Below are 25,425 nucleotides of genomic sequence, written 5' to 3' on the forward strand. Positions count from 1 at the left end.
ATAAACGGATGTACTACCTAAATGGTTGCACATCCGTTGTTTTTTAAATTTTAAACTTAGCTACAAGTTCATTTAACTTATTCACAATTGTTCTAAGATTTTCTCTGTTCTCTGCTATAGTTTCTATGGCATTTGCTTGTTCTTCCATAGATGCTGAAACTTCTTCAGTAGAAGCTGCTGCCTGTTCAGATATTTCTTGGATTGCTTTTACAACATTCTCTTTATGATTGTTAACTTCGCCGACTCTAGTCATAAGGTCATCAATATGCTCAATCATTTTTGTAATTGAATTTCCAATAGTATTAAATGATTTTTCTGCTTGGTTCATTGATGAGTTAGCTTCTTGACTTACTTTATCAGCATTATCCATATTTATTTTTGCATTGTTAATTTCAATTTGTATGTCCTTAGTGTTAGTTTAAATATAATTTTTTAACATAAGTACTCATGCTTTCATAGTATAAATTAATATTAAATTTTCTATGGAGGAGAATTTATGAAAAAGAAACGATTATGTATCTACTCTATGCTATCTATTTTTGTGCTTATCGTTACTATATTTACTGGTTGTGGACAGGATAATAAGGCTACCCAAAGCTCTGTAACTGTAAAACTTAATGAGGTTACTCGTTCTGTTTTTTATGCACCAATGTATGCTGCAATGAGTCAAGGATTCTTTGAAGAAGAAGACATAAATATAGACTTAACAACTGGAGAAGGTGCAGATAAAACTATGCAACAAGTTTTAAGTAAAAGCGTAGATATAGGTTTTGCTGGACCAGAACAAGTAATATATATATATAATCAAAAAAGAGAAGACTATCCTGTACTATTTGCCCAACTAACTCAAACAGATGGTTCGTTTCTTGTTGGTAGACATGAGGAAAAGGACTTTAACTGGGAATCTCTAAAAGGAAAATCTGTAATTGGCGGAAGACCAGGTGGAGTTCCTGAAATGACTTTTGAATATGTTCTAAAAAAACATGGTTTACAACCTGGCAAAGACTTAAATGTTATAACAAATATTGCATTTGCTGCAGTTACAGGTGCCTTTAAAGGTGGAACAGGAGATTACGCAACTCTATTTGAACCAAATGCAAGTATGCTTAAGAAAGTAAATTCTGGATATGTAGTAGCTTCTGTTGGCAAAGAAGCTGGTGAAATTCCTTATACTTGCTTCTTCTCTACTAAGTCATATATAGAAAAAAATCCTCAAACAATAGAAAAATTTACCCGTGCTATTTATAAGGGACAATTGTGGGTTCAAAAACATAGTGATGAAGAAGTTGCAAAATCTATAAAGCCATTTTTCCCTGGTACTGATGAAGATATATTAGTATCTGTAGTTAAAAACTACAGAACTATAAATGCTTTTGCTGCTGCTCCAGTACTTAAAGAAGAAAATTTAAATAGACTTATGGATATAATACAATCTTATAAAGCAAATTTAATTCCTGAAAGACCAGGCTTTGATAAGATTGTAAATAATACCTTTGGTGAAAAAGCTATAAAAGATATAAAATAAATTTTTTGAATGAATGTTGTTTTTCCAACGTTCATTCAAAACTTAGCATATACACATAGCATACAAATAATATACAAGATTTTTCTTTGCTCTTTATTTAAGGTAAGCATTTGCTCTAACATAATCAACACCTAAATCGCATCCCCATGCTGTAGCACAGCTCTCTCCGTCTTTTAAGTTAACTAATATTTTAATACAATCCGTTGAAAGTATTTTTGTAGCTAAATGCTTATCAAAAGCTGTTCCAATACCATCCTTTACTATTTGCAATTGCTCTACAGTACTCTTTATAAATATATCCAATTTATTCAGCTCGTAGTTTGCTCCAGAATAACCCAATGCACATAATATTCTTGGCCAATTTACAACATTTCCAAATATTGCACTTTTTATAAGGTTTGAAGTAATTATTGCTTTTGCACATTTTATTGCATCATCTAAGCTCTTTCCATTTATGACTTCAACTTCTAGCATCTTAGTAGATCCATCTCCATCCTTAGCAATCATTTTAGCAAGCTCAACATTAACTAAGTCAAGTGCATCACAAAAAACTTCGTAATTTTTCCCTTTGCAATCAATTATCTCATGATGTGAAACTCCATTTGCCAGTACTATTACCATATCATTAGTACTTGTATCCCCATCAACTGAAATCATATTATAAGATTTATCCACACTAGCTTTTAACGCCTTATTAAGTAAATCCTTTGATATTTTTGCATTTGTAACTATAAATGCTAGCATGGTTCCCATATTAGGGTGTATCATAGTTGAACCCTTTGCCATGCCACTAATCATTACTATCTCCCCATCAAGTTCAAATTCAACTGATATAGTCTTTGTAGTTGTGTCTGTGGTTAAAATGGCTTCAGCAGCATCTGTACCTACATTATCAGATAACAACAAACAAGCTTTTTCAATTCCTGGCACTATGCTATTCATAGGGAGAGGGACTCCTAAAATCCCTGTTGAAGCAACTAAAACTTCATCAGTAGATAGCTTAAGACAATTTGCCGCTGTTTCAACCATTTTGTATGCATTTATAAGACCCTCTTCACCAGTACATGAATTAGCATTTCCACTATTAATGACTATTGCTTGTGTGTTATCATTTTTAATATTCTTCATATTAACAATAAGAGGAGCTGCTTTTGCTTTGTTTCTAGTAAATACTGCTGAGGCGGTAGCTTTATGTTTGCTATATATTATACATAGGTCTTTTTTTTCATCTTTTTTGATGCCAGCTGATATACCTGCAGCTAATATTCCAGGTATATCAGTAATTGTTTTCTTATCTAATACCTTCATATAATCATCTCTTTTCATAAAATTTATTATATTAGTATTTGATACTAAAGTTATGGCTATACTACCTAATATTGTAATAATTATTCTTAATATTAAATATAAAGTGAAACTTGAATCAGATGAGGTTTTTGACCTCACCTGATTCTTAGTTGAACGAATCCAGTAACGTAGCCGCTCTTTACTCCCACTTTAGAGAAGATGGGAGTATTAGAGCTAGTAGTCATCGGATAAATGCTTTCTCATTATGAACAGATTTTTTGACTTCACGAGAATTTTTAATAGTATTTTGAAGAATATTAGGTTGTTAGATGTAGCAGTCATGAGATAAAGCGCATTAAAATATATTACTAGAGGAGTCTTAATTATGTACGTTGGAAAAAAGGTAAGATTAAGAGCATATAGAAAAGAAGATATAAATCTACGGCTAAGCTATATAAATAACCCAGAAATTGAGAGACTTTTAGTTGCAGATATACCATACCCCATATCCTTACACGAAGAACAAAAATGGTTTGAATCCATTTCAGCTTTTAATGATACATACAAATTTGCTATTGAAACACTTGAAGATAACCAGTTTATAGGCGGTTGTAGTATTAATGCTGTGGACTGGAAAAATAGTGTTGTTACTGTAGGAATATTTATAGGAAATATAAATTTTTGGGGCAAGGGATATGGAACAGATGCAATGAAAATTCTTCTCTCTTTTATATTTCTGCAAATGAACATAAATAAAGTAAGACTGATTACCTACTCTTTTAATGAGCGTGCAGTTAGGTGCTACAAAAAATGCGGATTTAAAACAGAAGGAATTTTAAGAAAAGAGATGTATAGAGACGGAAAATACCATGATAAGATTGCAATGGGAATTTTAAAAGAAGAATTTTTAACAGTAAATAATTTATAATAATCTTTATTCTTAAGAATAAAGATAGAAAAGAACCTATGGTAAATATTCACTAATAAAATAGTCCTATTAAATAGAAATTTAATTCTATTTAATAGGACTTTCTAAACAATAATATATACTATTTTTAAATTTTCTTTTTGCCATCCTCAGCTGCTATTTGTTCCTTTATCTCACTATGCGTTTCCTCTTCTGATTTTTCTAGTGATTTAAATGCCACAGAAAGCATTAACTTTAATCTATTTAACTGATTTACTTCACTGGCACCTGGATCATAGTCTATAGCTGCTATGTTAGTACCCGGGTATCTCCTTTTTAGTTCTTTTATCATTCCTTTACCTGTTACGTGATTTGGCAGGCACGCAAAAGGCTGCATACATACTATATTAGGAACCTTACTCTCTATCAGTTCTACCATCTCAGCTGTCAAGAACCAACCTTCACCAGTTTGATTTCCTAAAGAAACAATTGCGGATGCACCTTCTGCCAGCTTCTCAATGGTTGATGGGGGTTCAAATCTTTTACTGTTTATTAATGCATTTCTCAGGTGTCTTCTATAATACTCAATAATTTTTATGAATACATCTTTAGTAACCTTACTCATTCTAGTTCCAGATAAATATTCATATTTAAACTTAGCATCGTAAGCACAATACAAGAAAAAGTCTATTAAATCAGGAACTACAGCTTCTGCCCCTTCTTTTTCTATTATATCAACAATATTATTATTGGCTGTTGGATGGAATTTAACTAGAATTTCTCCAACTACACCAACCTTTGGTTTCTGTACAGTATTGATCTCTAAGTTATCAAAATCCTCTACTATGGAATAAATATTTTTCTTAAATTCTTTATGGTTTCCATTTCTAACATTTTCTTTACACTTTTCGATCCATTTTTCGTATAATATATTTGCAGAACCTGGGATTTTTTCATAAGGTCTTATTTTATATAAAACTCTCATAAATAAATCTCCATATAATAAGCCTATTATAGCTTTATTAAGAACACCAGGGGTAATTTTAAATCCTGGATTCTTTTCCATGCCTATTAAATTTAGTGATATTACAGGGATATTAGACATACCTGCATCCTTTAAGGCTTTTCTTAAGAATCCTATATAATTTGTGGCTCTACAACCTCCCCCTGTCTGAGACATGATAACTGAAACATTGTTTACATCATACTTTCCTGATTTTAGTGCTTCAATTAATTGCCCTACAACAATTATAGATGGATAGCAAGCATCATTATTTACATACTTTAATCCTTCATCAACAGCTTTTTTATCCGCAGAAGGAAGAACTTCTAAATTATATCCTGATGCCTGAAAGGCTTCCTGTAGAAATTGAAAATGTATAGGTGACATTTGAGCACAAAGGATAGTATGCCTTTTTTTCATTTCTTTAGTAAATACTACTCTTTTATTTTCTTGTAATATTTTATGTGCTTTAAATCCACTGCTATCTCTTTCCTCTAAAGCAGCCTTCAATGAACGAATCCTTATTTTTACAGCACCTAAATTGCTTCCTTCATCTATCTTCAAAACTGTATATATTTTTTCATAACCATTTAATATTTCCTGTGCTTCATCAGTAGTTACAGCATCTAAACCACAACCGAAGGAATTTAACTGTATAAGTTCTAAGTTATCCTGGGTTGCTACAAAGCTTGCAGCTGCATATAGTCTTGAGTGATATACCCACTGGTCTACCACTCCAAGAGGTCTTTGTACAGTTCCTAAATGTGCTACAGAATCCTCAGTAAGCACCGCCATATCATAAGCTGTAATTATATTAGGTATACCATGATTTATCTCCGGATCTACATGGTATGGTCTTCCTGCCAAGACTATACCTCTTTTCCCAGTACTTTTTAAATATTTAATTACTTCTTCACCCTTGTCTCGTATATCCTTCTTAACCTTGCTGTCCTCTTCATAAGCTTTTCTTACAGCCCTAGCAATTTCTTCTTTAGCTATATTAAAGCTTCTAAATTCATCATAAAGTCTTTCCATAAGTCTACTTTCGTTATCTAAGGGTAAGAATGGATTCATAAATGTAATATTTTCATCTCTTATGACATCCATATTATTTTTTATAACTTCGGGATAGGATGTTACCATAGGACAATTATAGTTGTTATCCGCTTCTTTTTGTTCCTTTTGTTCATATGGAATACATGGATAAAATATAAACTTTATTCCTCTATCTACTAAACTCATTATATGTCCATGCACTATCTTCGCTGGATAGCATGCAGATTCCGAAGGTATAGTTTCTATTCCCAATTCATATATCTTTTTAGATGAGCGGGGAGATAACTCTACTCTAAAGCCTAAATCGCTAAAGAAGGTAAACCAAAACGGATAATTCTCATACATATTAAGTACTCTCGGAATTCCAACAGTTCCTCTTGTGGCTTCTTCCTTCTTTAGAGGTGTATAATATGAAAATGTTCTTTTGTATTTATAGTCATATAAATTAGGTATATCATTAATCTGGTGCTCACTGCCAGCTCCTCTTTCACATCTATTACCTGAAACAAATTCTTTTCCATCTGAGAATTTATTTATAGTCATAAGACAGTTATTGGCACACTTACCACATCTTTTCATAGATACTTCTGTATTAAACTTATCTAATTGATCAGCTCCTAATAAACTAGTATTATAGCCTTCCTTGTATCTTTCTCTAGCTATTAAACTTGCACCGAATGCTCCCATAAGACCAGCTATATCAGGTCTTACTACATGTCTTTCCGAAACTAGTTCAAAAGCTCGCAATACAGCGTTGTTATAAAAGGTTCCACCTTGTACAAGTATCTTTGTACCTAAATTCTTGGGATTTCTTACTTTTATAACTTTAAATAAAGCATTCTTTATTACTGAATAGGATAACCCTGCAGAGATATCCCCTACTGATGCTCCCTCTTTTTGAGACTGCTTAACCTTTGAATTCATAAATACTGTACACCTGGAACCTAGATCTACAGGCTTTTTTGAATATAGAGCTGCTTCTGCAAAATCTCTCACATCCATATTCAATGAATGCGCGAAAGTCTCAATAAATGAACCACAGCCAGATGAACAAGCTTCATTCAGCATTATGCTATCAATTACACCATCTTTTATCTTTAGACATTTCATATCCTGTCCACCAATATCTACGATAGCATCTACTCCTGGTTGAAAGAAATCTGCCGCTTTATAGTGAGCTACAGTTTCTACTTCGCCGATATCTAGAGAAAGGGCAGATTTTATAAGTGCTTCACCATATCCAGTAACTGCAGAATTTATAATCTTAGCTCCTTCTGGAAGTTTGCTATATAAATCTTTTAATATCTTAACAGCTGACTTTAGGGGACTCCCCTCATTACTTCCATAGAAAGAATAAAGTAGATTTCCTTCCTCATCGATGAGCGCAGCTTTAGTTGTTGTAGACCCTGCATCTATTCCTAAAAAACAACGTCCTTCAAATTTACTTAGCTCTCTTTTTTTAACAATATATTTATCATGTCTTTGTGTAAACTCTCGTAATTCATTCTCATCTTTAAAAAGAGGTCTAAGTGTTTCAACTTCATCACTTGATGCACTTTCTAACTCTGGGAGTTTATTCACTAGTAAATTGAAAGACATTACATTTTCTTTTTTAGACGCTAAGGCAGCCCCCATAGCAACAAACAATTGTGGATTCTTTGGGAAAATCACTTGTTTTTCAGTAAGTCCTAGTGTGTCGATAAATCTTTTTCTAAGCTCAGATAAGAAAAATAATGGCCCTCCTAAAAAAGCTACATTACCTTTAATAGATTTACCACAAGCAAGACCACTAATTGTTTGATTTACTACAGATTGAAATATTGAAACAGCAATGTCCTCTTTAGCTGCCCCTTCGTTCAATAATGGTTGAATATCTGTTTTTGCAAAAACTCCGCATCTAGCTGCAATGGGATAAATAACCTTGTATTTTTTTGACATTTCATTTAACCCTTGTGCATCGGTTTGAAGTAGTGCTGCCATCTGATCTATAAAAGCTCCTGTACCACCAGCACAACTTCCGTTCATTCTTTGATCTATTCCATTATCAAAAAAGGTTATCTTAGCATCTTCGCCACCAAGTTCTATTGCAACATCCGTATTTGGAATAAATCTTTCTATGGTGTTGGTACACGCTATTACTTCTTGTATAAAAGATATATTTAGCCACTGGGATACAGATAACCCTCCTGATCCTGTTACCATTATTGTAATATTAGAATCTTTAATACAATCATAAGCTTCTTTTACCACACTTATTATAGTACTTTTTATATCAGAATAATGTCTCTGATACTTACTATATACTACGCTATCTTTGTCATTACAAATCACAATTTTTACAGTAGTCGACCCAACATCAAGACCTATATGAAATAATTCTCTCATAAACCATATCACCTTTTTACAAATTAATAAGTTAATAAAAATTATCCTGTTACTCACAACTACTAATTACTTTTCCTAAGTACTACGTATATATTTTAATACAATTCTTCATATCACTAGATACAATACTAGTATTTTTATAATTGTCTATTTAATTCAAGTATTTATTAATAATATTATATAATATGAAAACAAAAAATAACCATACAATATAAATACACGGTTATTATGGGATTTTCAAAATTTATAAATAGACCTGTTATATTATTAGTTGTGCTTTATATCTTTAAATATTATAACATGTATAATTAAATTCTCACAACTCTTACCTTGAAAAACTGTTGTTTTATATTTTAACACTATGTTAAGTTAACTCATATAATAATCTATAATACTTTTAAATAAGGGTGATTTTTTCAGTAAATTACAAATAAATTTGGCACCTAGTTTCCTAAGTGCCTTTAAACTAAGTATTTAACTCACGTTTTCTACAAAAGCATGTCCTGTTACAAAATCTACCAAACATATGCTTTCTTTATATGTCTTGCTTTTTACAGTTATAAATTTTTCATCTTTATATACAACACTTCCACTTACATATCTATTTGTATTATATGTTACTTTTAATCCTATCTTAACTTCTTGTCCTACTGTAATATCTGATATTCTTTTATATTTTTCTTTCATACTTTTTTACCATTCCTTCCAGTTCTTCACTACTTACACTACTTTTCACCTTATTAATGGCATCTTTTATTCTGTATCCTTTAAAGTATAAAATTATTATTTCTTTTATAGCACTTTCCATTTTGCAATCCCTCCATATCATTGAAGAATATGAACGTTATCAGCACATTAGTACTATAATCTTTTATTTTTTAAATTATTTTTTAATTTTTAATTGTTTGCAATTCCTAAGTATGTTGTTCTATATTTTCTTATCTAGCAGTTATCATTAAATTCGGAGTTTTCGGCCAGGTTTTTTAGCCACCCTGAGTTTTCTGTAAACTTATCCCAAAATATATCTATTAGTACTTTTGTTTTATTAATACTTGCCTGTTCTAATGCTTCAGGATTTATTATTTCCACCTTTATTTTCTCCTTCTTACGCGGCATAATAACTCTCCAAAATTATTGCTTATTAGTGCCTATGCTTCTTAGCGATTATCTTACTCTATATTCTATATGCTTCTTAAACTTAAGCTGTTACTCATTTATATGGTTCCTAACTAAAAATTTAACTTATACGTAGGAATATGCTGCCAAAACTGATAGCACATTTAAAAACTTTTTTATCAGTCTTAGTGAAGTGTTTTTGAAAATCTGTTGTTTTATATTTTAACACTATGTTAAGTTAACTCATATAATAATCTATAATACTTTAAAATAAGGGTGATTTTTTGAGTAAGTTATGTGTCAATCATATTTATATGAACTATCATTCGTTAACAAATTCAACTAAAGCTATAGAAGATGTAACATTTGCCGTAGAAGAAGGTGAATTCTTAAGCATAGTAGGTCCTTCTGGATGTGGAAAATCAACCCTGCTGAATATAATTGCTGGTCTTTTAAAACCATCACACGGTGAAATATATATTGATGGCGAAAAATCAACTTCTATTTCCATTAAAGTTGGTTATATGTTTCAAAGGGACCAATTATTTAATTGGCTAACGGTTTGGGACAATATATTATTAGGCCTAAAAGTTCAACATAAATCCATAAATGATTATAAAGAAAAGATATACACATTACTTTCTGAATACGGGTTACTAGATTTTAAGCTTCATTATCCTAACCAACTGTCTGGTGGAATGAGACAAAAAGTAGCATTGATTAGAACCCTTGCCTTAAACCCCGAAGTTCTTCTCCTAGATGAACCTTTTTCAGCTCTAGATTATCAAACAAGACTTAATATAAGTGATGAAATCTTTAAAATAATAAAGAAAGAAGGAAAAACAGCAATAATGGTAACACATGATATAGCAGAGGCTATTGCTATGTCTGATAGAGTAGCAATTCTAACCCAAAGACCTGCTAAAATAAACGAAATTATTGATATAAAATTTTCAGCTCCCCATAATTCTCCCTTAAAATGTAGAGAAGAACCTGAGTTTAGAATTTATTTTAATAAAATATGGAAGGAGTTGAACTAGAATGATTGATACTTCAAAAGAACATGAGTTGTATATTAGAAGTGTAAAAAAACGTAACAGACTTATAGTAATTACAAGAATACTAATTCTAGTAGTATTCTTTGCTTTATGGGAAATTGCTGGTGATTTAAAATGGATAGACCCCTTTCTAACAAGTACACCATCTAGAATGCTGAAAACATTAGTAAAGCTCTATAATGAAGGAGGTTTATTTACACATATTTTTGTTACTTCTTGGGAAACAATACTAGGATTTCTTCTTGGAACAACATTAGGTACTTTAGTAGCTATTCTTCTATGGTGGTCAGACTTTATTTGTAAGGTTTTAGATCCATATCTTGTTGTTCTTAATGCATTACCCAAAGTAGCTCTTGCACCTATAATTATATTTTGGGTTGGAAATGGAATTCCTGCAATAATTATAGTAGCATTATTAATATCTATAGTTGTAACAATAATTACAGTACTAAACGGTTTTAGAGAAGTAGATGTGGATAAAATAAAGTTACTTAAAACTTTTGGTGCTTCTAAATTACAAATTTTAAGCCATCTTATAATTCCTGCGTCAATTCCAACTCTAGTTTCTGCTTTAAAAATAAATGTAGGGCTTTCATGGGTAGGAGTTATAATGGGTGAGTTTCTTGTGGCAAAAGAAGGACTTGGTTTTCTAATAATATTTGGAGGCCAGATTGCTCAATTGGACACTGTTATGCTTAGTATATTGATACTATCTATTATTGCATACATTATGTACTTAATTGTGGATTTCCTTGAAAAAAAATTTGTGATTAAACAACATTAAAATAATAAAGTAGCTCAATAATTTGTATAAAAAACTCAAACATGGTTATTATTTTTAACGGAATACTTTTCTTAATAAATGAATATAAATTATTACGCAGATATAAGCATTTTTATAATAACCCTAAGGAGGATTAAAATGAGCTACTTCCAAAAAGCTAATGATTATTACAATGCAAAAGAATATAGAAAAGCTTTGGATATGTATGAAAAAGCTATAAAATCTAAGGATAATGAAGCTTCTTCACTATATAATTCTGCAGTTTGTTTTATAAAATTAAAAGAGTATATCAAAGCTATTCCTCTTCTGAAATCAGCTATAAATCTTAAAAGAGAGAGTAAGTACTTTTTCAATCTTGGATATTGTTATACTATGTTAAAAGATACTAAAAAAGCCTTAATATATTTTAATACAGCTTGGAGTCTAAATAATGATGATACTGATTGTGAGAAAGCTATAAATGTCATAATAAAAAACTACTTATCAAAATCAAAATAAAACATATATTATTGACATATCTTAATCAACGTATAAAAAATGCAACATGAATGTTAAAATTCATGCTGCATTTTTACTATTTTAAAGTCTCAAATACATAACCTTTAGACTTTAAATATTCTATAACTTCTGGGAGAGCTTGTACAGTTGTAGCCTTAGCAGGTGCATCATGCATTAATACTACTACATGATCTTGAGTTGTATATTTTTTCAACTCATTTACTAAGCTACTTACAGGTACACTACTATGTTCTGCATCACCAGTTAAGTCATTCCAATCTATATGATGATATCCAGCATTTTTTACAGCTTCTCTAAAAGGTGCAAGCTTGTTGCCAAAGGAACCTCCTGGAAATCTTACAAGTTTCAAATTATAATCATTACCAAGTATGGTTTTAATAACTTTTTCACCCTTGTCCAAATCATTTACAAAGTTACTAGGACTTGAGTATATATATTTCATGTTATGTGAATAAGTATGATTAGCTACAACGTGACCCTCTGATGCTTCTCTCCTTAGTAGTTCACTATTTTGTTCTGCACTTTGTCCAATAACAAAAAAAGTTGCTTTAATATTGTAATTTTTTAATATATCAAGTATTTTTGGTGTATTATTAGGTGATGGTCCATCATCAAAAGTTAGATATGCAACTTTTCTTCCATCAGCTTTATATGGATCAAAAGGAGCTGTATCATTTTTATTTTCACTTTTATTTTCATTATTGACTATACTTTCTCTCTTATTCATTGATTCATCAGCATTTTTCTTCTGTTGATCCTTTTGTGTAGTGTCAGCAGCACTTACTACTACATTCTTTTTATGCGGTACTTTGCTACCTATAAAAAAGCCTAGTGAAAATAAGATAAGCAATGATACTACTGAAAGAACAGCAGTTCTTCTTTTTCTGCGTTTATTCTTTGTGATTCTTTTCCCATATTTTTGCATGTCCACCATCTCCTATATCCTTTGTCAACACAATTATACACCTTTCTTACAAAAATCTATATTAAATTTAAATTAATTCATTTTACCATTCTCCAGCAATCTGCGCATTCTTATGGTCTACCCCAAATCTTTTACTATCAAAGTAGTTTCCACCTTTATAAAAAGTTGTATCAACATTTATCCATTTTCCTTCTTCAGGTACATATACTTGATTCCAAGCATGGCTTACCCAACTTATTCCATTAAAACCTTCACCAGTGATGAGCCTAACTTTAATATTGTTTGCTCTACACATAGCTACATACAAACATGAATAATCAAAACAAATTCCTCTACCAGTATTAAACGTAGGAATAGCTCCAGACTTTACATTAAAATCATTATTTAATACTTTATTTGCTTTTTCATGATCGTAGACTATATTGTTTCCTATCCAATTGTATATAGTCTTGGCTTTATTCTTAGTGGTACTTTCTTTAGCAGCAAGTTCTTTTGCAAATTTATCAATTTCTGCATCTGAACTTATTCCCTCATCTAATGTAACTCCATTATAATATACTATGGACTTACCTTTAATTGTTGCTCTTTCTTTTCCTGGAACGCTTGGCTCACTTTCCCTAACTACGATTCTAAAGGAATTATTTATTATATTAGGTAGTTTTTTAGCTATTGTTGAGTTTGTAACAGGTATTATAATTTGCTTACATATTAAATTATAAGGTTTTGATGTTTCCAAGTACTTGTCTAATATGCTGGTTGTATTAAATATTGATATTATATTTAATACAAAGGCTACTATCATAACATAACATATAGACCTTGGAAATTGGAATATCATTCCAGTTATTCTCTTAAACAAATTACTTTTTGAACTTAAAAACCGCTCTATGCTATCTAAAATAGGATAAAAAGTTACATAACATATAAGGTCAAAAAGTAATTTTATTATCTTATAAAAAACAAATATAATTATAGGCATTACTACAGTATATATTATAAAATTATTATTATCTATATACTGTATAGCAGTGGAAGGTATAGACTTATATATTTGTTCATATATTCCGGCATCGTGTTGTATAAAAATCTTTTTACCATAATAAACTCCTAATACCAGTCCAATTATAAAAGATATACTCCTATTTACTTCATCAATATCATCCTTTAAATCATGTGATGAGAACTTAAATAAAAATCCTTTAAGGAGAGGATATGAAAAAATTATTACTAACATAATGGTTACAGGGTTCATACTCACATCCATCATTAATAATCACCTCTTATCAATACATAATATAATTGTTTTATAAATATATCTAACAAATCATTTTATTCGATAATTACCCGCTCTAATACTCCTGTCTTTATCTGATTCAAATTTCATTTCATGACTACGCTAATTTTAAGAGGTTTTTGTTAAATATAAGAATTCTCCACAATAGACTTTAATACTAATTTTATATCCTCCCAAGAATATCCTCTACGCAGCAGATATTCACTTAGTTTCTTATATGCTTTTTTATTATCACATTCAGATTTCATTATAATTCTATATCTCTTTTCTGCAAGTTCATATAGTGTACCAATTTCCTTATTTATTCTGATAGTAGCTGCTTCATCCTCACTTATACTGCTTATATCCTCATTTATGACTTTATGAAGAACTTTTTCTATTACATCAAAATTATATCCATTTCTAGCTAAATAATCTCCTAGTTTCTTATATATTTTTCTAGAATCTGTCTCGCTCTTAGCTATAATTCGATATTTTTTCTGTGCCAGTTTTAATGCAGCATTTTTTTCAGTATTATAATCTACATTACCTAGGTAACTATTAATTAGCTCTTCACTTATTCCTTTTCTTATTAAATCATATTTTATCTTATTTCTACCATAAGACTTTAACTTATCTTTTACATACATTTCTACATATTTTTCATCATTAAGTAGGTTATATTGCTTTAGAAAATTTATTGCTTTAAATATAGTTTTTTCATCATATTCTTTTTGCACTAATTTATCTAAAACTTGTTTCTCTGTTTTATATGACCTCTCAATAATTTTAAGAGCACTATTTTTGCACTTTATGTAGTTATCCTCATCTACTAATTCTTTCAAATACTCTACATCAACTTTCTTACCTTTTATAAGATTATGTGTATAAACAAGCTCAATACTACATCCTAATAAAAACTCATCATTGACAAATATATTTACCCTATCCTTATTCTTTTTCTGCTGTTCAACCTTAGTAATAACCTTATCTTTATTATTCATATTAACATCATCCTATGCTTTATTTAACTAAACTCAAAACCGACTACAATATAATTCTTACCCTCTCACCACTTTGTATTCCTATATAGATACTCATAGCTTAAATTTAACTTATACGTAGGGATATATTACCAATGTTGAAGTCACATTTAAATATTTTTTTATTAGTCTTAGCGAAAATTTGAGAAAAAATCTTAGAACTTTAGATATGTTTGAGCATAGCGAGTTTATCAAAGTTCTTAGATTTTTCTCAAATTGGAGCTCTAGACTAAATAAAAATATTTAACGTGACGAAACATGGTAATATATCCTGGAGTATAAGTTAAATTTCGGGCATGATTATCTATATGACCTTTATTCATTGCTTTTTAGTATATGTACAGTAGGATTATTGAAAACCTTCCTAGCTACATTATATATATCTTCTTTTTTTATTTTTTCTAAATCTCTCATGTCACTAACGAATTTTAAAATATCTTCCTCATCAATCATTTGATGGAGTACATAATTCCCTGTATCAGTGGAATCTTCTAGAGTAAATGCTACTGCTGTTTTTAGAACTTTTTTCATAAGTCCTATAGTGCTTTCATCAAAAATAACCTGTTCGTTCTTTATTTTTTCAATACACTGATCTATAACTTTAATTGCTTCCTCTACATTTTCTTCAGATACAGCAGTATAAATATACAAAGTCTTAATGTGATTTGTTAAATCTAAATCTGTATAAACATCGTAAGCAAGTCCCCTTTGTTCTCTAAGTTCTCTAAATAAAATAGAGTTAGCGCTTTCTCCAAACTTATGATTTAATATTCTAAGAGCTAACTCTTCATCTTTGGATATATTATGAAAAGTATATAAATAAATAATGGTACTTTGTTCTATATTTTTTTTATATGAAACTTTCTTGCCTGGTATATTATTTTCTACAATTACATTTCTTCTCTCAAATTCTTTTTGTAACCAATCATTAAAATACTTACAAACTATATCAGTGACGTCACTGTGCTCAAAAGGTGATACTATGGATATGCAACAATTATTTGGCAAGTAATACTTATTATAAAAATCTAAAAGTCTTTTTCTTGTAAATTTATTGATAGTTTTTTCACTACCAATTGTCTCATATCTTAATGGACTTTTAGTAAAAGCCATTTCATTTACCTTTTTATAACTATAATCCTCTATATCATCTTTACTTGTCCTTATTTCAGCAAGTATTACATCTCTTTCTTTCTCTAGCTCATCTTCTGGAAAGATAGGATTTATAATCATGTCTGCAAGTAATTCTACTGATTTCTCTAACCCCTCACTCAAGGCTGTAATACTATACACAGTACAATTGTTATCTGTATATGCATTATACTCTCCTCCTAGTTCCTCTAGATTAAAGTTTAGTGTTTCATTGTTTCTAGATCTAGTTCCCTTAAAAAGCATATGTTCAATAAAATGTGATATTCCTTTTTCACTAGTTTCTTCATAAATAGCCCCCATTTTAATTCCTATATGCAAAGACATGATTTGGGTATCTTTCTTAATTGTAGTTAGTCTTATACCATTAGATAAAACCTTTTGTACAGCATCGAACATAAAAGTATCTCCTTCAATCTACTAACATATTATTTAAACAATTATATTCTTAAACATTTACTTATAACCAAAAATAGATAATATTAATATACGTATAAGTAATTTAATTAATAATTGATTTAATAGTAGCCTTTATATTTAAACCTTTCTTCTTAAATAAGTAATGCAAAACTCTTTCTATATACTTATTAATTTTATTATTACATTTAATTTTTATTACTTAATATATTATAAATTATGTACTTAAAAATAAAAAGCCCTCACTATCCTAAAGGAATTTTTTAACTATATGCTAAAAATTTATAATTAAAATTTGCTAATAACCCAATACTATGTTATGATAGAATTTGTTTTTGTATTATAAGATAGAAAGAGGAATTTCAATGGAAAACTTAAAATTTAGTAACTTAAATCTTGATAATAAGGTACTTCAAGCTATAGATTCTATGGGATTTGAAGAGCCATCTCAAATTCAAGCTGAAGCAATACCTGTGGTTCTAGATGGTCACGATCTAATAGGTCAAGCACAAACTGGAACTGGTAAAACTTTAGCATTTGGTGCTCCTTTAATAAGTAAAATTCAAAAAAATGGAACTATTTCAGCTTTAATTCTTGCACCAACTAGAGAACTTGCAATTCAGGTCAATGATGAATTAGGCCGTATTTCAAAATTCAAAAAACTTCATTTACTCCCTGTGTATGGTGGTCAGCCTATTGAAAGACAAATTAAATCTTTAAAAAATGGAGTAGACATAGTAGTTGGAACACCTGGAAGAATATTAGACCATATAAAAAGAAATACTATTGATCTTAGTAATGTAGAATTTTTAGTTATGGATGAAGCTGATGAAATGCTTAATATGGGTTTCATAGACGATATTGAAGAAATTATAAAAATGTTAGGTCCAGATAGACAGACCCTTCTTTTTTCAGCTACAATGCCTGATCAGATAAAAAGATTAGCGACTAAATATATGAAAAAAGAAGCTAAACACATTAAAATAGCTAAAAGTTCTCTAACTGTAGAAAGAATAAAGCAATATTATTATGAAATAAAAGCCAGAGATAGATTTGAATCATTATGTAGAGTTTTAGATGTTGATGAGCCTTCAAGTGCTATAATCTTCTGCAAAACTAAAAGAGGTGTAGATGAGTTAGTGGAATCTATGCAATCTAGAGGTTATAACGTTGAAGGAATGCATGGTGATATGGGGCAAAATCAAAGACTTAATACTCTTAGAAAGTTTAAAGAAAACACATTAGATTTCTTAGTTGCCACTGACGTAGCCGCAAGAGGTATTGATGTTGAATCTGTAACTCATGTTATAAATTATGACTTACCTCAGGATATAGAGTCTTATGTTCACAGAATAGGCAGAACAGGAAGAGCAAATAAGGAAGGTACTGCTTATTCACTAGTAACTCCTAGAGAATACATATTATTAAAACAAATTGAAAAATTTACAAAAAGTAAAATTAAAAGAAAAGAAATACCTACAATAGATGAAATTTTTGAGACAAAATATAAACATATTATAAGAGATATAAAGAAAACTTTAGAGGAGAATAACTACAATAACTTTATTCCTGTTGCTACACAGCTAGATGAGGATTATAATCTTGTAGATGTAGCTGCTGCTTTAATGAAAATAACCTTTGATAAACAAATTAGTTTCGACTACACTGAAAATTCTATAAGCAGTGAAGATAATGTAAGATTATTTTTCTCCGTTGGCAGAAAAGACAAACTTAATCCAAAAACTTTACTTAAGTTTCTTGATGAAAGCTCAGATATCGACACAAGAGAGGTTGGAGATATTGATATCCTTGAAAACTTTACCTTCATCAATATTCCTGAAAGACTTGTGGATGTAATTATGAAGAAAAGCAGTGGTAAGAGACTTCTAGGTAGAAAAGTTAACGTAGAAATAGCAAAAAGTAAGAAAAACCACAAATAAATATTTGTGGTTTCTTTACTATATAAACTTATGAAGAGAGGAAGAAAGTATATGCCTAAAATATCTTTTAAGGGTAGTTCTATGTTGAATCCAGTCCCATCAGTGCTTATAACATCTAAAAATACTGATGGTAAAGTAAATGTATTCACTGTAGGTTGGATAGGAACTGCATGCACAAGGCCACCTATGATAACTGTTGCAATACGCCCTGAAAGACTATCATATGAATATATAAAGAATACTGGTGAGTTTGTTGTAAACCTGCCTACCAAAGACTTAGTTCGTATTGTTGATTTTTGTGGAGTGAGATCTGGAAAAAATATTGATAAGATAAGTCATTGCAATTTAACTCTGGAAGAAAGTAAAAAAATAGATGTTCCTTCAATAAAACAATGCCCTGTAACAATGGAATGTAAAGTAAAAAACATTACACCCTTAGGAAGTCATGACCTCTTTTTAGCTGAAGTTTTATCAATAAATGTAGAAGATAACTTAATAGACGAAAATGGAAAAATTCATCTAGAGAAGGCTAATTTAATCTGTTATTCTCATGGCGAATATTTTTCACTTTTGCCTAAGCCATTAGGTAAATTCGGGTATTCTGTTCAAAAAAAGAAAAGTAATAAAAATAAAAAATAATGCTATAACTTATCCCACCTACATAAAATTATGTTAGGGGGGATGCTTAATGTCAAATTTCAAAAAGCTATTAATAACTTTAATAATTATACTAATTGTTGAAATTATATTTATATACACAAGATATAAAATGTCTCAAGATATTAACGAACTTAATATAGTTAACACTCCCCTAAACTGTAGAATATAAAAATAAATATAGATAACCACGCCCGAAATTCAACTTATACTACGTAATATGCTGCCAAACTTCGGCACGTTAAAAACTTTTAATCAGTCTAAAGTTCGTGTTTTAAGCAGAGAGCCAAAATCTGTGATTTTGTGCGAATCGCTTACTCATCTGACGTAAGGAAGAGGAGTTTCATATAAAATAAGAAGCTTTGATAAACTCGTACCTCAAACATATCAAAGCTTCTAAGATTTTCAAAAAACACTTCACTAAGACTAGTAGAAAAGTTTTTAAATGTGCCTTCAGTTTTGGCATCATATTCCTACGTATAAGTTAAATTGTTTTCACAAATTATTTTATTTAAAAAGTAAATACATTTATAATTTTTCTAATTTTTATCAAAGGAAGTTATACTATCAAATTTATCTTTATTTTCACTAACAACTTCTATAAATTTCTCTGTAATGCTAGGATCAAATTGAGTTCCACTACACTTTTTTAATTCCACAATGGCCTCTTCGTAGGTCTTTCGAATATTATACGGCCTATTTGAAGTCATAGCGTCAAAACTATCTACTACAGTTAACACTCGGGCAAGATAAGGTATTTTATCTCCCTTTAGTTTACAAGGATATCCGGTTCCATCATATCGCTCATGATGATGCAAAATAAGAGGTTTTATATTTTTTAAGGATTCCACCGGCTCTATAAGTTCTACCCCATTAGCAGGATGCTGCTTTAGTATCTCCCATTCTTCGTAGTCTAAACGCATTCTTTTATTAAGAATCTCCTTAGAAATATTAATTTTACCTATATCATGTAAATAAGCACCGTATTTCAATATTTGTTTATCTTCTTCACTTAATCCCAACTTCTTAGCTAATAATTTTGCAAACATGACCACTCTTTCAATATGTCCATAAGTATACCTATCTTTGGCATTAATTATACTAACTAATGTTTTTATGGATGTTATAAGATCTATATGTTCTTCCTCTATATCCTTTTTCAATTCTTCTAAAACTGAATAGTAAGTTTCAACTCTATTTTTATTAAAAAACTTAGCTCTATACAGGGCATCATCAGCACTATTAACTAAATCTATTTCATTTTTAGCCTTAGACGGAAATGTGGAAACTCCTACTGAAACTGTAATCTTTCCATTTGGTTGATTCTCTTCTCCTTCAAATTTCCATTGTTCCACTGCTAATCTTATTCTTTCTGCAATAATCAGAGCATCACTTTCACTAGTATTTGGAAGGACAACAGTAAACTCTTCTCCTCCATATCTAGCAACAATATCATCTTTTCTTACATTACTTTTTAGTATAAAACCAATTGTCTTTAAAATTTCATCACCTTTTTGATGTCCATATAAATCATTATAGTGCTTAAAATAATCTATATCCATTAACATCAGCGAAGTTGAGATATTTCTTTCCTTTGATTTAATAATTTCATTCTTTAACGAATCTTGAAAAAACCTGTGATTATAAACATTGGTTAATCCATCTATATTTGCTAGTCTAGATAAACTCTCTGCATATTCACTTTCTGTTTTTACATAATACCCCAGTATCCATGCCATAATAACAAATACTCCACATAAAATCAAATCATTTTCAAAATACTGATTTACATTGGAGTTATTACCAAAAAATAAGTCTATAGATAATACTATTGCTGATGATATTGTAGAAATCATAGTTCCATACTTTAAACCAGACTGTATTGTAGAGGTGATGATAAGAAATAGGAAAAGAAATTTATATTGACTTTTATGTGCTTCTGATATAACAATAAATACTGTGAAAATTAACATAAAAACAAAATCTTCAGAGATTCTTAAAAATTTATGATTTTTTAATTGAATTTTTTTTACAGAAAATATAAACCATATTAAATAAATTAATGCAAGTATACATGCTGATACTCCTAATGGTATTATGCTAAGAAGGTATCTACTGTCTATTTCAGAAAACTTTTTAACTGTAAAAAAACCATTAAAAATTATTATTCCACAAAAAAGTAATGAAATTAATTTCACGATAGATATAATTTCGTATATTCTTATTTGTCTACTATTTAGTATCTTATTCATATCTTCACCCCCCAATATTTTATAATCTTTTAGATAAATAACAAAAGGTAAAGATTGAAAAATCAACCTTTACCTTTATGTTATTTATCTCTTAAACATTTTGGTTCTTTTGGTTGATAGAAACTATATCCGCATGCTGATGCAGATGTTGCAACAGCAAAGAAAGTAAAGATTGAAGCTCCTAACATAAGTATGGTTTTAACTGCTTTATTTCTCATTTTTTTCACCTCCCCAAGTATAGCTAATATTATTTAAAAATGTATCTATTTTTAATAACACTTTATGTCCTTTAGGAATAAGCGTTATGATTTGCCATAATATCCCAAAATATATACAAAAAATTGTTGATAAATATAAATTAATCTTAAATTTAAAATAAAACATTGTTAGCATTATAATAATTAAATTTAAAATAATAAGTACATATATAGAGTTTCTTCTCATTAACCTTCTTTTTTCGGGTTTTGTAATAGGTTTTGCTTCACTATCAACTGGTGCCAACTTCCATACGCTATAATAAGCAAATATAAAGACTATAATACCTATAATTATAGTAACATTTATGCTTATACCATAAATAGCATTTTGTATAACTAATGCTAGTCCTACTGATACTAATGTTCCTATTAGTGCACATCTATTAGGTGAACTAGAATGAGCACCACCTGAGTATTTTCGCAAAAAACCAATTGTTATAGAGATAACTATAGCTTTTATTGTTACACCAAAAATAGTACCAAATAAAATTACTAATAGAATACACCATAGTGTTTGAATTAAATTAAAAACTCCATATGCGATGACTTCCTCTTGATCCTTATCTAAATTTAAAGGATAAGAAATTTTATTAGCGATATTGTTTGATAATTTCTCAATTAGAAACATTTTTAGGAACCTTTCTTAAATATACATTTTTAGTATATATAAATATTATAATTATAGCAAATAGTAACAGAGAAGGAGAAAAATATAATAGCTTCATTAAATGATTTTTCATTATTGTATCTAAATTTTTTTTAAATATATCTGTTATAATAAATGCGTTAACCCATTCACAAGTATACATCAAAATTGCTGAAATTAATCCTGCTGATAAACTTTTAATGATATCAATTTTATTTATAGTAACAGTTGTCAACATATATATTATAAGAAGTATAATTGTATGTACCCCAAAGTGAATTGGCAACATTCTAACTAAGTATGTTATTACTGATAAAACAATTGAAGATATACAAAAGCTTTTCTTATCAATAACCTTACTAGAAAAAGCGTATCCTGCAAAAATTAATGTAAATGATTCCGGAATAACCCTAAATAAAAATTCCAATATTGATAATTTTAACATAAAGTACCTCATTCATATATTTTTCAGCTTATTTATACAATATAATAATTATATCACTGTTTTTTTAATATGAACATAATATAATTGAAATTTAACATTTTTTTTGTGATTAAATAGTTTTCTTATGGCAAATATTAGAATTAGACATTTAGAAAAGATATACTATGTAATTTTTTCATTATTTATAACCATTCTTGTATTATCTCATTACTGATATTATAATTATCTAGTAATGCAGACAATGAGTAAAAATTATTCAGATAAACATTATAAAACTAATATATGAATAGGTGGTTTAATATGCGTAACTTGATGTTAACTGAAGCAGGAAAGAAAAAGTTAGAAGAAGAATTAGAATATTTAAAAACAGTGAAAAGAGTAGAAATCAAAGCTGCTTTAAAAGCTGCCCGTGCACAAGGCGACTTAAGCGAAAATGCTGACTATAGTGCTGCTAAAGATGATCAATCTTTAACAGAAACAAGAATTATGGAACTTGAAGAACAGATAAAAAGTGCCGTAATAATAGAAAGTTCTGAAGAAGAAGGTTTATTCGACATTAATAAAACAGCCTTAGTAAAATTTTATGATATGGATGATACAGAGGAAGTTACACTTGTTAGCTCCGTTGAAGCTGACGCCAAAAACATGAAAATAAGTATAGAATCTCCGCTAGGCAGTGTATTATATAAGTTAAAAGTAGGGCAAAAAGCTACTGTTACTTCACCAGATGGTGATTATGACGTAGAAGTTATAGAACTATTGTCATAAAAATAAGATTCACCCCGCTGTAAATATAGAGCTGGAACTTTTAAATTTAAAAGTTCCGTATCTATATCCTAGGAGTGAATCTTATTTTTAATCTAAAGTTTTACTAAACTTTTTCAAAGTGACTGCAACAATAACAAATATTAATATTGATAAGGATATTATCTGAGGTATTAGATAACTAAAACCTACACCTTTAACCATTATGCTTCTCAATATCTCTAAAAAATACGTCATTGGTATAATGTTACTAATATAATATATCAGCTTAGGCATAGCCTCTCTCGGAAACATAAATCCCGAGAGAAGTACACTTGGCAATATCATAGCTAACGACGCTTGCATAGCTTGGAGTTGAGTTTTTGCAACTGTTGATATAAGCATCCCCATAGCTAGTGAACATATTAAGAATAATGTTCCTAATAAAATTAGTAAAGCTAGACTACCTTTTACTACTACTCCGAATATTATATATCCTAATATTAGTGTCAATATCATATCTAGAAATCCAATAACTGTATAAGGAATGAGCTTTCCAAGAATTAACTCCAACGGTGTAACTGGTGTCATTATAAGTTGTTCCATGGTTCCTTTTTCTCTTTCTCTTACCATAGCAAAAGCTGTTAGTATAACCGTTATATTTTGTAAAATTAATCCTATTACTCCTGGTATATTAAATTTACTGCTTTCCATAGTTGGATTATAAAGCACAAGGGGTTTTAAGTTAACTCCTATATTGCTCTGTTTATCTAGCCCTGATCTAGTAATTTCTATTTGCTTTAAATTAACTGAATAATTATTTCCAATCAGTATGGAGTATGATGTGGCCGTTCTGGCTATGGTTGGATCTGAACCATCAACAAGTACTTGAACTTCTGCAGTAGTATTACGTCTTAAATCTCTAGAGTAATTTGGTGGTATTACTAGTCCAACTTTTACTTTTCCTAAGCTTATATATTTTTCTACATCTTCAGGAGAATCTACCGCACCATAGATTTTAAAATAGTCTGAATTGGTAAATTTGCTTATAAGTTCTCTACTCTCTATAGTTTTGCTGCCATCATATACGGCTAAGCTAACATCGTTAACATCAGTATTAACAGCAAATCCAAACAACAAGAGCATCATTATGGGCATTACTATTGCAATTGCAAGACTAGCCTTATCTCTTCTTATGTGTATAAATTCTTTTTTTGTTATTGCTATTAGCCTCTTTAGTTTCATTATCCTTCACCTCTATCTTTTGATAGTTTTAAATCATTGAATGAGGATATGATTTCTTTATTTGAAAGTTCTTTAACATAATTTATAAATATATCTTCTAGATTATCTGTCTTATGTTGCGCATAAAGATTACTTGGAGTATCTATAGTAATAAGCTTGCTATTATATATAAAACCTATAATATCACATACTGATGCCTCGTCCATATAATGGGTAGTTACCAAAACTGTCATACCTTCAGTTACTAGATTAGTGATAGTATGCCAAAACTCTCTTCTTGAAACTGGATCAACCCCCGCTGTAGGTTCATCTAGTATTAAAAGACTTGGGTTATGAATAAGAGAGCATCCTAATGCCAGCCTTTGTTTCCATCCTCCTGATAAAGTACCTGCCAAGCTCTTTTCTTTTCCTTGAAGATTTGCCATTTGAATTAATTCTTTTTTTCTTTTTTCCAATGTATCTTTTGACAGCATATATATATCCCCATAAAAGTCCAAATTTTCTTCTACTGTTAAATCTTCATATAAGCTAAATTTTTGAGACATATACCCTATATTTTGCTTAATATTTTCTGATTCCTTTACTAGATTATAGCCTAGAACCTTACCCTCTCCCGAGGTTGGTCTAAGTACACCACATATCATTCTAACAGTGGTTGACTTTCCTGATCCATTAGGTCCTAAAAATCCGAAAATTTTTCCTTTTGGTATATCAAAAGATACGTTATCTACTGCTGTAAAGCTCCCAAATTGTTTTGTAAGATTTTTTATAGAAATGGCATATTCCATAATA

25 protein-coding genes are annotated in these 25,425 nt (G+C 29.7%); 9 read left to right on the plus strand and 16 right to left on the minus strand.

Features of this window, described 5'->3' with window-relative positions:
• Window positions 1-43 precede the first annotated feature (43 nt).
• Window positions 44-370: a hypothetical protein gene (locus tag HGI79_RS05465; protein ID WP_185649658.1), complete on the minus strand. Its 327-nt coding sequence runs from the start codon at window positions 368-370 to the stop codon at window positions 44-46.
• A gap of 126 nt (window positions 371-496) precedes the next feature.
• Here HGI79_RS05465 and HGI79_RS05470 point away from each other — a divergent pair, with 126 nt between their 5' ends.
• Entirely contained in the window at window positions 497-1,525 is a 1,029-nt protein-coding gene (locus tag HGI79_RS05470; protein WP_185649659.1) for an ABC transporter substrate-binding protein, read from the plus strand.
• Window positions 1,526-1,618: 93 nt separating this feature from the next.
• Here HGI79_RS05470 and argJ read toward each other — a convergent pair whose 3' ends face one another.
• Window positions 1,619-2,851 carry a bifunctional glutamate N-acetyltransferase/amino-acid acetyltransferase ArgJ gene (gene argJ, locus HGI79_RS05475; RefSeq protein ID WP_241428148.1) on the minus strand — a complete coding sequence of 411 codons (1,233 nt, stop codon included), beginning with the start codon at window positions 2,849-2,851 and terminating at the stop codon, window positions 1,619-1,621.
• A 346-nt stretch (window positions 2,852-3,197) separates the two neighbouring features.
• Between argJ and HGI79_RS05480 the strand changes: the two genes are divergently transcribed.
• Window positions 3,198-3,740 carry a GNAT family N-acetyltransferase gene (locus HGI79_RS05480; RefSeq protein WP_185649660.1) on the plus strand — a complete coding sequence of 181 codons (543 nt, stop codon included), beginning with the start codon at window positions 3,198-3,200 and terminating at the stop codon, window positions 3,738-3,740.
• Between the two features lie 127 nt (window positions 3,741-3,867).
• Here HGI79_RS05480 and HGI79_RS05485 read toward each other — a convergent pair whose 3' ends face one another.
• From HGI79_RS05485 to HGI79_RS05500, 4 genes are all read right to left on the minus strand, one after another.
• Window positions 3,868-8,163, minus strand: a complete 4,296-nt coding sequence (locus HGI79_RS05485) for a 2-hydroxyacyl-CoA dehydratase (protein WP_185649661.1) — start codon at window positions 8,161-8,163, stop codon at window positions 3,868-3,870.
• Between the two features lie 474 nt (window positions 8,164-8,637).
• Complete coding sequence (locus tag HGI79_RS05490) at window positions 8,638-8,850, minus strand: hypothetical protein (protein WP_185649662.1); 213 nt, start codon at window positions 8,848-8,850, stop codon at window positions 8,638-8,640.
• Window positions 8,834-8,971: a hypothetical protein gene (locus HGI79_RS05495; RefSeq protein WP_185649663.1), complete on the minus strand. Its 138-nt coding sequence runs from the start codon at window positions 8,969-8,971 to the stop codon at window positions 8,834-8,836. The genes HGI79_RS05490 and HGI79_RS05495 overlap by 17 nt, the downstream gene beginning before the upstream one ends.
• Before the next feature lie 134 nt (window positions 8,972-9,105).
• Window positions 9,106-9,279 (minus strand): hypothetical protein, encoded by a 174-nt coding sequence (locus HGI79_RS05500; RefSeq protein WP_185649664.1) that lies wholly within the window; start codon window positions 9,277-9,279, stop codon window positions 9,106-9,108.
• A gap of 284 nt (window positions 9,280-9,563) precedes the next feature.
• Between HGI79_RS05500 and HGI79_RS05505 the strand changes: the two genes are divergently transcribed.
• From HGI79_RS05505 to HGI79_RS05515, 3 genes are all read left to right on the plus strand, one after another.
• Window positions 9,564-10,319: an ABC transporter ATP-binding protein gene (locus HGI79_RS05505; protein WP_185649665.1), complete on the plus strand. Its 756-nt coding sequence runs from the start codon at window positions 9,564-9,566 to the stop codon at window positions 10,317-10,319.
• A gap of 1 nt (window position 10,320) precedes the next feature.
• A complete protein-coding gene (locus HGI79_RS05510; protein ID WP_185649666.1) occupies window positions 10,321-11,121 on the plus strand; it encodes an ABC transporter permease in 801 nt (266 codons plus the stop codon).
• 138 nt (window positions 11,122-11,259) lie between these two features.
• A complete protein-coding gene (locus HGI79_RS05515) occupies window positions 11,260-11,619 on the plus strand; it encodes a tetratricopeptide repeat protein (RefSeq protein WP_185649667.1) in 360 nt (119 codons plus the stop codon).
• Window positions 11,620-11,695: 76 nt separating this feature from the next.
• On the opposite strand, the gene HGI79_RS05520 is transcribed toward HGI79_RS05515, so the two are convergent.
• From HGI79_RS05520 to HGI79_RS05535, 4 genes are all read right to left on the minus strand, one after another.
• Window positions 11,696-12,565, minus strand: a complete 870-nt coding sequence (locus tag HGI79_RS05520) for a polysaccharide deacetylase family protein (RefSeq protein ID WP_185649668.1) — start codon at window positions 12,563-12,565, stop codon at window positions 11,696-11,698.
• 82 nt (window positions 12,566-12,647) lie between these two features.
• Window positions 12,648-13,832 carry a transglutaminase family protein gene (locus HGI79_RS05525; protein WP_185649669.1) on the minus strand — a complete coding sequence of 395 codons (1,185 nt, stop codon included), beginning with the start codon at window positions 13,830-13,832 and terminating at the stop codon, window positions 12,648-12,650.
• Window positions 13,833-13,981: 149 nt separating this feature from the next.
• Window positions 13,982-14,842 (minus strand): recombination regulator RecX, encoded by an 861-nt coding sequence (gene recX / locus HGI79_RS05530; protein WP_185649670.1) that lies wholly within the window; start codon window positions 14,840-14,842, stop codon window positions 13,982-13,984.
• A gap of 354 nt (window positions 14,843-15,196) precedes the next feature.
• Window positions 15,197-16,429 (minus strand): pitrilysin family protein, encoded by a 1,233-nt coding sequence (locus HGI79_RS05535; RefSeq protein WP_185649671.1) that lies wholly within the window; start codon window positions 16,427-16,429, stop codon window positions 15,197-15,199.
• A gap of 383 nt (window positions 16,430-16,812) precedes the next feature.
• Between HGI79_RS05535 and HGI79_RS05540 the strand changes: the two genes are divergently transcribed.
• The 3 genes from HGI79_RS05540 to HGI79_RS05550 are packed head-to-tail and all read left to right on the plus strand — an operon-like array spanning window position 16,813 to window position 19,216.
• Entirely contained in the window at window positions 16,813-18,387 is a 1,575-nt protein-coding gene (locus HGI79_RS05540; RefSeq protein ID WP_185649672.1) for a DEAD/DEAH box helicase, read from the plus strand.
• Between the two features lie 51 nt (window positions 18,388-18,438).
• Window positions 18,439-19,026: a flavin reductase family protein gene (locus tag HGI79_RS05545; protein ID WP_185649673.1), complete on the plus strand. Its 588-nt coding sequence runs from the start codon at window positions 18,439-18,441 to the stop codon at window positions 19,024-19,026.
• Between the two features lie 49 nt (window positions 19,027-19,075).
• Complete coding sequence (locus HGI79_RS05550; RefSeq protein ID WP_185649674.1) at window positions 19,076-19,216, plus strand: hypothetical protein; 141 nt, start codon at window positions 19,076-19,078, stop codon at window positions 19,214-19,216.
• A 367-nt stretch (window positions 19,217-19,583) separates the two neighbouring features.
• Here HGI79_RS05550 and HGI79_RS05555 read toward each other — a convergent pair whose 3' ends face one another.
• The 4 genes from HGI79_RS05555 to HGI79_RS05570 all read right to left on the minus strand — a co-directional run bounded on the left by HGI79_RS05555 (window position 19,584) and on the right by HGI79_RS05570 (window position 22,644).
• Window positions 19,584-21,296, minus strand: coding sequence for a diguanylate cyclase (locus tag HGI79_RS05555; RefSeq protein ID WP_185649675.1), 1,713 nt, complete (start codon window positions 21,294-21,296; stop codon window positions 19,584-19,586).
• A gap of 80 nt (window positions 21,297-21,376) precedes the next feature.
• Window positions 21,377-21,514, minus strand: a complete 138-nt coding sequence (locus HGI79_RS05560; RefSeq protein WP_185649676.1) for a cyclic lactone autoinducer peptide — start codon at window positions 21,512-21,514, stop codon at window positions 21,377-21,379.
• A complete protein-coding gene (locus HGI79_RS05565) occupies window positions 21,504-22,181 on the minus strand; it encodes an accessory gene regulator ArgB-like protein (protein WP_185649677.1) in 678 nt (225 codons plus the stop codon). The genes HGI79_RS05560 and HGI79_RS05565 overlap by 11 nt, the downstream gene beginning before the upstream one ends.
• Entirely contained in the window at window positions 22,168-22,644 is a 477-nt protein-coding gene (locus tag HGI79_RS05570) for a hypothetical protein (protein ID WP_185649678.1), read from the minus strand. The genes HGI79_RS05565 and HGI79_RS05570 overlap by 14 nt, the downstream gene beginning before the upstream one ends.
• 300 nt (window positions 22,645-22,944) lie before the next feature.
• On the opposite strand from HGI79_RS05570, the gene greA reads away from it, so the two are divergent.
• Window positions 22,945-23,412 (plus strand): transcription elongation factor GreA, encoded by a 468-nt coding sequence (greA, locus tag HGI79_RS05575; RefSeq protein ID WP_185649679.1) that lies wholly within the window; start codon window positions 22,945-22,947, stop codon window positions 23,410-23,412.
• Window positions 23,413-23,499: 87 nt separating this feature from the next.
• Here the strand turns inward: greA and HGI79_RS05580 are convergent, their stop codons facing one another.
• Complete coding sequence (locus HGI79_RS05580; protein ID WP_185649680.1) at window positions 23,500-24,633, minus strand: ABC transporter permease; 1,134 nt, start codon at window positions 24,631-24,633, stop codon at window positions 23,500-23,502.
• Window positions 24,633-25,421, minus strand: a complete 789-nt coding sequence (locus tag HGI79_RS05585; RefSeq protein ID WP_185649681.1) for an ABC transporter ATP-binding protein — start codon at window positions 25,419-25,421, stop codon at window positions 24,633-24,635. The genes HGI79_RS05580 and HGI79_RS05585 overlap by 1 nt, the downstream gene beginning before the upstream one ends.
• Between the last annotated feature and the right edge of the window lie 4 nt (window positions 25,422-25,425).

Source organism: Clostridium sp. DJ247 (assembly GCF_014231265.1).